The sequence below is a fragment of the Methylocystis sp. genome (genome assembly GCF_051061225.1).
Classification (GTDB): Bacteria; Pseudomonadota; Alphaproteobacteria; order Rhizobiales; family Beijerinckiaceae; genus Methylocystis.
In genome coordinates, this window is the sequence record NZ_JBPFEB010000144.1 from 40,356 (window position 1) to 48,548 (window position 8,193).

An 8,193-nucleotide genomic window follows, 5' to 3' on the forward strand; every position below is an offset into this window, starting at 1 on the left:
GGAGACTCCCGGTTAGCGTTGGTCGAACATGCGGTCGTGCACTTTGCTCACTTCCTTCTGCAATGTCCCGACCCCGACCTCAAGCACGGCCAGCGACGTATTGATTTTGGCGAACGCGGTCTGGTCAGCTTCGACATGCTCATCGAACCGCTTCGACTGCTCTTGGCGATACCGCCGGAACTCATGGTCCCGCTTCGAGCCGATCCACTTGTCCCAAACTTTTCCGAGTGCGACGATCGCGGCCACGGACATGCTCAGTGAGACTTCCGGCTGCTTCGCCGTCTCGAGGAGTTGCGCGGCGAGGGTCATTTGCGTTGAAGGCGATTCCAGACGTTTTCTTGGATGTGCTGCGCGACCTTAGTTCTGGCGTCGGCTGGTGGGGCTTGCGGGTGACGCGACCGCCACTGATAGACCATCTCCTCTGCGATTCCCCGCTTCCGGTATGCGGGATCAACCACCAGCGTTTCGCCGAAGTTGTAACTCCCGACAACCTTGTCTCCATCAAGCACCGCGATCCCGTCCGGCGATACCTTGGCAGTGAGGCCGTGGATGAACGGCTCGGGCGGTGCGGCCTCTGTAGACCTGAGCAGTTTTGGTCGCAGTGCGTCGGCGTTGCGTGTCGATGTGATTTTGGGCGAACCCAAGAACTCGTCGCGGGTCAGTCCCTTCGCCCCTTTCGCAATCACCGAATCCGCCAGCGTTTCACCGATCCCCGGCTTGCCCGAACGGCCCGCGCCTTTGACGGCCCCGCCTTCTGCAGCATCCCCAAAGAACATCGACCGGAGCGTGTTCAACTTCTGCATCGGCACGCCCTTCTGACGCGAGTCAACGGAGAGCGCCAGCAGATCGTCCAGCCCGAGTTCCGAGACGTTCGAGATATCAGCGGGTGCGGCGGCTCTCGCCTTGGCTGGCTCCACGACGTTCTTCTGACGCCATTCCAGTTGCGCCTTGGTTGGGTTGCCCCACTTGGGTCTGTAGGGCTGGCCCTCGGGCTGGGTCGCGACTTCGGCCAGTGTTGAGGCTGGTGCGGCGTCTGACTCCAGCGTCAGCAGCCGCTTGAGGGCTTGCCCGCTTTCCGCTTCGCTGGGGATGACGTTTGCCAGATTGTCCATGCTGTTGCCGAGAAATCCCTCGACGTTCGTCTGCTCGGCGGGTGCTAATGCTGTTGGTCCGGCGCTTCGTGGAACCAAGGCCAACTGGCCCCGCGAACCCTGCATGGCGCTCGCGATAGGCTCCTCTATACCAAGGGAATTGCGGTACATGCTCGCCAGTCCACGCTTCGCGGCTGCGATGGGCTTCCCGACCACGCGAGTCTTTGACAGCCCGCCTTCCGGCGACAGTACCAATTGCTTCAGGCCGGACAGCCCCGCTTCCGCCAGCGGTGCCGCGTTCACGACAGCTCCGATGACGCTATTAGCCCCACTCACGGGGTTGCTATCCTCAGCGCGTTGAATGTCCGATTGAGCGCGGGCATAACTCGGGGTCTGCTCCATCCTGCCTTGCAGGTCCGAGAGCACGCTGGTGGGATTGATGGCGTACCGGAGCGCGTCACCGATCGATGGGGGAGCACTCCCGATCTGGCCCACGAGTTCGCGCAATCCACCTTCCCGTGTCAGGGCGCGGGCGGCTGTTTGGAGTTCTGGCGCGATATGACGACCCAAGGCCGCGATACCGCCAAGTGCCTGCTGGGCGTAGTTCGCTTCCGGTTCAGCATCATCCGTCAACCCAAGTCGTTTCGCTCGTGCTTCGGGAGTCTCAGACGTAGCTCCCGTCAGGCCCAGCCGTTTGGCGCGTTCTTCGGGTGTTTCGCTCATGGCGTTTTCGGGTTGGCTTTGACCCACGCGGCAATATCGGCCTCTGTGCGCTTCCCTGCGGCCCACGCACGCGCAAAGTCGGCATCGCTCACCGAACTATTGCTCGACGCTGGGGTGGCAGTCCCCTTCTTGCGGGGCTTGTACCCACGCTCGGTAATCATGGCGATCGCTTCAGGGCTCATCTGGTTCTCTTGATCCGCGATCGCATCTTCCGGTAGCGACCCACCGATGGAGTTGATGAGGTCGATGATGTTCTTCTCTTTCTGCGCCCGAACTTCCTTGTTCGCAAAATCTCCCGGTGCGATCTCGATGGACTTCCGGATCTGCTCCACCTGATCCTGGTTGATGCGTGCGCCAGACAGCGCGTGCGCCGCAGCGAGATAGAACGGAGAGAGCGCCGCCTGATACCGTGCGTATTCCGGCGTGTGGTTCATCAGCGCCGACCCGATGCCCTTCGTGCCGGGAATGGTGCCGAATAGCGGGACATGAAGCCCATGCTCCGAGAGATCCCTAGCTGCCGTGTTTCCGACCCCTACGTCCAGCGATTCCATGCTCTTGGTCAGGTCCTCGTACTTCTTGAGCATCTCCCCGAACTGGCCGACCTTCGCTGCGATCGGCGCGGCGAGTGGCTTCACGGCCACCTTCGAGGGCGGGGCGATCTGCATTCCTGCCTGCACGGGTTGCAGCGTCTTGCTCCCGTCTGGGTTCGTAACTTCGTGCATGGCCGGCTGGGCGCCAGCGGGTCCGCGTTCCTTGAGCCCTGCCGGCGGGGCGTTCGGATCGACAAAGACGACCGTGCCGTCCGGCTGGACCACCTTCACCTTCGTCGGCACCTTGGCGGCAGCCGCCCGCGCTTCAGCGTTGATCCGGAACTGCTCCGCGAGCTTCAGGCGCTGCATTTCAGGCGACTCGTAATCTGCTGGTCGCGTGAACTGCTGCCCGAGCGCCGAGACTGTTTGGGGCTGTGCGAAGGTTGGAGGAGCCCCGGTAGTGGCGCTAGGAATCGCGCTTGCGCTGGGGGTTGGCGCAATCTGTTGCTGAACTGGCGGGATCGTGGCTGGTTGCTGTTCCGGTACGTCCAGCGTCGGGGAGTAGCCGAATTGCTCGTTGGTGATCTCCGGCACGCTCGGCGCTGCTGGTGCCGGTGGGGCGTGGGCGTGCATGTCCACGAACTGCGGATTGTTCGAGGCGCTTGGCGTGGCATTCGATGTTCCACGTGGAACATTCGGGGGCTGGGCCACGAAGCCGCTTTGCGCCATCTGCGCGGCCAAGTTTGCTTTGGCGATCTCCAACTGCTGCGCCATCTGGTCACGCTGCAACGTCTGCTCGGACTGACGCTGCCTCGACGCGCCCCACTGGTTCAGCCCCTGCGCGACTCCCTGTGCGCCGCCCGAGAGTCCCAAAAGGGCCGACAATCCGTTGAGTGGCATCACTTACCTGCCTGTGCGAGTTGCGCCAGATACTGCTGATACCACTGCTGTTGCTGCGCGTTGAGTTGCGCGGTCCCCAACTGGTTCTGGAAGCCCTGCTGCTCATAGCCCAGCAACTGACTCAGGAGCTGCTGCTGCTGGTTGAAGCCCTGCTGCTGGCCCTGAAGGTTCGCCCCGTAGCCTGCCAGTGCGTTCTGGAACCCCTGCTGGTTCTGGCCGGCGTTGAAGCCCGCCGACTGCATCTGGTTCTGAAAATTCTGGTTCTGTTGCGTCTGCTGGTTCTGATAGCCCTGCTGGCCTGCGGCGTTGTTGAAGCCCTGAATCCCCATGTTCTGCATGATCGCCATCGCGTTCTGGTCGCCCTGAAACGCGGCGGTGGCCAAGGCTTGCTGGAAGTTCTGGTTGTTCGTGCCGGCGTTCGCCTGATAGGCGCCCAGCCCCTGATTGAAGTTCTGGTTGCCGTACCCGAGTGCCGCTTGGATCGCGGCCTGCTGCGCCCCTGTCTGTGATTCCGCCTGCTGCGTGAGCAGTCTCGAGGCCAGATCCTCTTGTGCCGAGCGACGGTTGCCAAGCAAGATGTTCGACCGCTCGCCGTTGATCGAGGATTCACTCAGCCCGCGCTTCGCCATCTCGTCGCGGAGTGCGAGTTGACCTTGGTTGAAGTCCTGATCGATCTGCCCCGAGAGGTAGCCGTAACTCTGCTTCACCGCATCCGAGTTGAAGCCGTTCGGGTTCTGCAAGAAGCTCTGGACCGCGCCGGTCGTCTGGTTCGCGAGCGGGTTGTTCGGGCCTTGGAACTGCGGCGTGAATTGAGCGCCCGGTGCCTGCTGCGCCTGATACGAGCCTTGGAAGCCCTGCGGGGTGAACGGATTGGCGCCCGGCGTGAATGTCGGGGCTTGGGTCTGTTGTGATTGGCCCTCGAACTGGCCCTGTGGCTTCCAGTTGCCGAACATTGACTGCAACGTCTGCGCGAACTGCTGGCCCTGCGGGTTGAAGGGCGTCGGCTTCGTCGGGTCGGTTGGTTTGGTCCCCGTGTTCGTCGGCGGGTTGCCGGTGCCGGTGGTCGTGTGCGAAGTGACCTGCGAGTCGTCGGTCGGCTGATCGAACGTCGGAACGTCCCCGTCCAGCGTCGGGTCCTTGTGCATCGACATCATCGCACCGCCTTGCGGAGCCTGTCCGATCTGCGGCCCTGCCATGCTTCCGCCGGGCAGGAAATCCTTCGAGACTGAACCGGGGTGGGCTGCCTCCTGCGCTCTCGCTTGTGCGAGGTAGTTGGCGTCAGGGCGTGGCTGCTGCTGAGGAGCAGGGCGGGCGTACCCTTGCGATTGCAACTGCGAGAAGGTCGGGGCCTGATGGATCTGCGGCGGCTGTTGCGGAGCCTGCGCGGGGTCGCCCTGCGGCGCGTTCGGGTCGGTCGGAGCTCGGGGGCGTCTGGTCTGCATCGGCATGGTCAGCGCCCTCCCGGCGAGAGGCCCGGCAACCCACGGGCTTTGAGGATCGCGGCCCACTGTGAGGCCGGATCAAGCCCTTGCCCCTGCGGTGCGCCCGGCATGGACTGTGGTTGCTGCTGCGCGAACGGGCTCTGGAACTGGAACGGTGTCGGGGCCTGCATCTGACCACCCAACTGCTGCATCGCCTGCTGTCGGATCGGGGCCATCTCGTTGTACTTGTCGCGCTCGAATTGCGCCTGCTGACCCTGTGCGATTCCGCCAGCGACGCCACCGATGCCCTGTAATGCCGTTGAGCCCAGCGCGAGCTTGTCCGCGAAGGGCATCGACGCGAGTTGCTGCTTGAGCCCCGCCATCGGGTGCACGGCATCAAGGGCTTTTGTGCCTTGCGTGCCGAAGCGTTCGGCCGCTCCGATCGCTTCTTCCCCGACATCGCCGGCCGCATCAGTCGCGGTGGAGGACGCTTGGTTGGCCGCGTCGGTCCCGCCATACCCGAGCGCTTTGGCGATCTTCGCACCAGCGTAGCTCGTTGCCCCACCGCGCGCCCCTGCCCCAAGAATGTCCCCGAAGTTGGAGCCCGGCTGGATGGCTTTCCCTGCGGCGGCTCCTGCGGCCCCGATCCCCGCGATCGCCAGCGGTTGCAGTCCGGGGATGAATGCTGCCGCGAGTGGCGCGAGATGCCCGACCGCGCTGCCAAGTTGCTTGCGATCGATGTAGCTCTTGTGCGGCGAGATGTGAACGCCTGTCGCGTTGGCAAGCCATGATGACATAGAGTGCTCCTAAAGCAAAAGGCCCCGCGAGTGCGGAGCCCTGTGGGGAGTGTCAGAGGGTGGGGTTAGGCGGCGGGGTAGATCAGTGTTCCGAAAATCACGTTACCGCTCAGCGTGGCGTTCGTGATCGTCCCGCCGGTACTGGTGATCGGAAAAAACGTCGTGCCGTTCGCCTGCGGTTGGAGCGAGGCGAGCGTGGCCTCGTCCGTCGTTGAGACGAAGCCTTGCCGTGCCGCGTTATTGTTGGCGACCGTGAAGGGCAGGCCGCCGATCTGCGCGGCCGTTGCGTCTGCAGTCGCCGGATATGTGAGCGCGAATCGGGCGATCACGAGCCGCCCAATCTTCTCGTACGTGCCCGCTGGCGTCGTGAACGTCAGCCCCGCGCCACTCGCGTCGGTCGGTGTCCACGTGCTCGGCGTGTACGGCTGCGCTGCTGCCGTCCCGATCAGAAACGCGATCCACTGGGACCCGTCGCAGTAGAGTTGGGCTTGCGCCCATTGCGCGGAGAGGGCTTGCGTCGTCGCCCCGTTGATCGTCTCCGAGCCGTTCCCGTCCAGCGTCACCGCGTTCGCGCTCGAATCCACCTTGACCACCAGGAACGTCATCCCCTTGGCCTGAATGACGGGAGGCAGCGACAGCGTGAACCCCGCGCTGGTCGCATCGCAGGCGACGAGGTAGTCCGTCAACTGGAGCGTGGCCGCTGCCGTCACCGTTCGCGGGACGAGTTGCCCCTGCAAGGCCCGCTGCATCTGCTTGAACTGGGCCTCTGCTTTCGGGTCGGTCAGCCTTTCCATTTGTCTCCGACCACACAATCACGCGCCGTGAACCGATGGGGCGGCGTGTCGAAGCAGCGCCCTGCGGGCTCGGTGAGAAAGAGGCACGCGACGATGACGGAATCTTTCGACTGATAGAGCGGCCCGAGTCCGGTCGTATCGCCCTTGGCAACGCAGTATGGGCGCGGTGCGGTAGCACTCACGCACGCCACCAGCACCACGGCCAGCAGGAGAAGTCTCATCCGTTCCGCCGTGTGTAGGCATAGCCTTCTGCTTCGGCTCGCAGGATGCTCCACCCGACACTGATCGTCCCGTTGTCGGTGACGGTCAGATCGACAAACGGCCCCTGACCAGAGAGTTGCACCAGCCCAGCCGTCTGCGCGACCAGTGAGGCAGATGCCGTAACGGTGCCGCCAATATTCGTGACGTACTTCGCGACCGCACCCGTGGCTGCGCCAGCGGTCAGGGGTGTGATGCCAGCACCTGATCCCATCTGCACGGTGGCCTGACGCCATGACTTGATCGAGGCGGGATCATCCACGGTGTACATCCGGCGGAACTGGACCGCTGACTCGTAGTTGCTGCCGTTGTCCGTAAAGACGTTCTGCGCCTGGAAGAAGAAATCCGTGCCGTAGACATTTGACCCGTTCACGAACAGCATGTCACTAACAGACGGCTGAAACTCCAACGGAACCGTGGTGGCGAACTCAACGTGAAAGCCGAACTGGCCAGTCCCGGTGAATCGCCCGAGTTGTGTGTTGTAGATGAACAGCTTGGACGTGAATGTGTTTGCGACGGGTTGGTAGAAAGATGCGACTATCCAGACCTCCCGACGCCGTGCGTTGTCGAGAATGAACCACGGTGCCACTTGGTTGTTGGTGCGACTATATAGGTCTGAAAACTCCAGCATCGCCTGTGCAAGGGGGTCAGGGTACTCTGGGGTGCCCGCTGGCGTGACCCCACCAGCTTCCGTCAGGAGGTATAGGCCCTCCGAGGTGACGATGTAGGCCGTGTCATCAATGACTTCCCAGACAAAAGGGAGGCCGATGTTCGGGGAGACACCGACCGCACCAGCCGTGATGTTGATGTCATCGAACGTCGTCCCGCGAAAAACGCTGATCGCGCCCTCTTGCAGGATGTAATTCGATCCCCCAAGCGCAAACCCGCCGGCAATGTTCATCTGCCGACCATACGCCCGGATGTTGGCCGAACCACCACCGGCAGACACATCGTTCAGCGAATCGCCGTTGTTGAGGCCCGACCAGTAGAGCGTTGGAGTGCGCTCCCCACTGACGGCGCTCGCCCGCCACCCGCCCTTGCATCCGAACAAGCGCTGGTTGTAGACCCAGAGCTGACCCATGCCAGCCGTGAGAGTCGTGCCGACGTTCTCCGTGATGGTCGTGCCGTTCCACTTCAGCATTCCATAAGTGCGACAGCCGATATACATGCAGTCGCTGGAGCCGTCGCGGAAACTCGCGGCGTAAATGGACACATCGGGTGTGCCGGTTGTCGCAGTAAGCGTGCTCGTCGTGGCCAGAACCGGGGTCCGTGTCGGCGTTCCGTACCCCATCGTTCGGCCCTTCGGGGTAATGCTTCCCGAATCACTCCCCAGATCAAGAATGGCCGGCGTTGCGGCAGCAACCCCAGTGACCCCCCACCACGGATAGAGCACATGGTTTGCGACCGTCGTCCCGAGCGAGCGCAATCCCGGCCGCTTCGCCAACTCCTGGTTCCGGATCAGCCGCATGTTCGTCACGCTCGCGTACTGATCCAACGGGGCGATGCCTGAGCCTGCCATCGGGTTCGCGCCACCCGCAAACCCGTTCTGGAAATCCCTTACACGACGGTCAGGCATCAGTAGAGTGAGGACCCCCAGTCGGCCGCGCTATCGGGGTACGCGATCCGCGTCGGCTCAATCGACACGCGGGCCAAGTCCTGCAACATCTCCGCTTCCAACT

Annotated in this window: 8 protein-coding genes; all 8 read right to left on the reverse strand. The window is 63.1% G+C overall.

Features of this window, described 5'->3' with window-relative positions; genetic code table 11:
- Positions 1 to 12: 12 nt before the first annotated feature.
- Positions 13 to 309, reverse strand: a complete 297-nt coding sequence (locus ACR652_RS24670) for a hypothetical protein (RefSeq protein ID WP_434509115.1) — start codon at positions 307 to 309, stop codon at positions 13 to 15.
- Complete coding sequence (locus ACR652_RS24675; protein ID WP_434509116.1) at positions 306 to 1,814, reverse strand: hypothetical protein; 1,509 nt, start codon at positions 1,812 to 1,814, stop codon at positions 306 to 308. Before ACR652_RS24675 ends, ACR652_RS24670 begins: the two co-directional genes overlap by 4 nt.
- Positions 1,811 to 3,244: a hypothetical protein gene (locus ACR652_RS24680; RefSeq protein ID WP_434509117.1), complete on the reverse strand. Its 1,434-nt coding sequence runs from the start codon at positions 3,242 to 3,244 to the stop codon at positions 1,811 to 1,813. The genes ACR652_RS24675 and ACR652_RS24680 overlap by 4 nt, the downstream gene beginning before the upstream one ends.
- Positions 3,244 to 4,692 carry a hypothetical protein gene (locus ACR652_RS24685; RefSeq protein WP_434509118.1) on the reverse strand — a complete coding sequence of 483 codons (1,449 nt, stop codon included), beginning with the start codon at positions 4,690 to 4,692 and terminating at the stop codon, positions 3,244 to 3,246. Before ACR652_RS24685 ends, ACR652_RS24680 begins: the two co-directional genes overlap by 1 nt.
- A 2-nt stretch (positions 4,693 to 4,694) precedes the next feature.
- The gene (locus tag ACR652_RS24690) at positions 4,695 to 5,462 is read right to left on the reverse strand and encodes a hypothetical protein (RefSeq protein WP_434509119.1); all 768 of its coding nucleotides are present in this window, start codon (positions 5,460 to 5,462) and stop codon (positions 4,695 to 4,697) included.
- A gap of 65 nt (positions 5,463 to 5,527) precedes the next feature.
- The gene (locus ACR652_RS24695) at positions 5,528 to 6,256 is read right to left on the reverse strand and encodes a hypothetical protein (protein ID WP_434509120.1); all 729 of its coding nucleotides are present in this window, start codon (positions 6,254 to 6,256) and stop codon (positions 5,528 to 5,530) included.
- Positions 6,244 to 6,477: a hypothetical protein gene (locus tag ACR652_RS24700; protein WP_434509121.1), complete on the reverse strand. Its 234-nt coding sequence runs from the start codon at positions 6,475 to 6,477 to the stop codon at positions 6,244 to 6,246. Before ACR652_RS24700 ends, ACR652_RS24695 begins: the two co-directional genes overlap by 13 nt.
- Positions 6,474 to 8,090 (reverse strand): hypothetical protein, encoded by a 1,617-nt coding sequence (locus ACR652_RS24705; protein ID WP_434509122.1) that lies wholly within the window; start codon positions 8,088 to 8,090, stop codon positions 6,474 to 6,476. The genes ACR652_RS24700 and ACR652_RS24705 overlap by 4 nt, the downstream gene beginning before the upstream one ends.
- Between the last annotated feature and the right edge of the window lie 103 nt (positions 8,091 to 8,193).

Excerpts from the sequence above, each read along its gene's own strand:
- ACR652_RS24700 (WP_434509121.1), bottom strand. The coding sequence starts at position 6,477 with ATGAGACTTCTCCTGCTGGCCGTGGTGCTGGTGGCGTGCGTGAGTGCT.
- ACR652_RS24690 (WP_434509119.1), bottom strand. The coding sequence starts at position 5,462 with ATGTCATCATGGCTTGCCAACGCGACAGGCGTTCACATCTCGCCGCAC.
- ACR652_RS24675 (WP_434509116.1), bottom strand. The coding sequence starts at position 1,814 with ATGAGCGAAACACCCGAAGAACGCGCCAAACGGCTGGGCCTGACGGGA.
- ACR652_RS24705 (WP_434509122.1), bottom strand. The coding sequence starts at position 8,090 with ATGCCTGACCGTCGTGTAAGGGATTTCCAGAACGGGTTTGCGGGTGGC.
- ACR652_RS24670 (WP_434509115.1), bottom strand. The coding sequence starts at position 309 with ATGACCCTCGCCGCGCAACTCCTCGAGACGGCGAAGCAGCCGGAAGTC.
- ACR652_RS24695 (WP_434509120.1), bottom strand. The coding sequence starts at position 6,256 with ATGGAAAGGCTGACCGACCCGAAAGCAGAGGCCCAGTTCAAGCAGATG.
- ACR652_RS24680 (WP_434509117.1), bottom strand. The coding sequence starts at position 3,244 with ATGCCACTCAACGGATTGTCGGCCCTTTTGGGACTCTCGGGCGGCGCA.
- ACR652_RS24685 (WP_434509118.1), bottom strand. The coding sequence starts at position 4,692 with ATGCCGATGCAGACCAGACGCCCCCGAGCTCCGACCGACCCGAACGCG.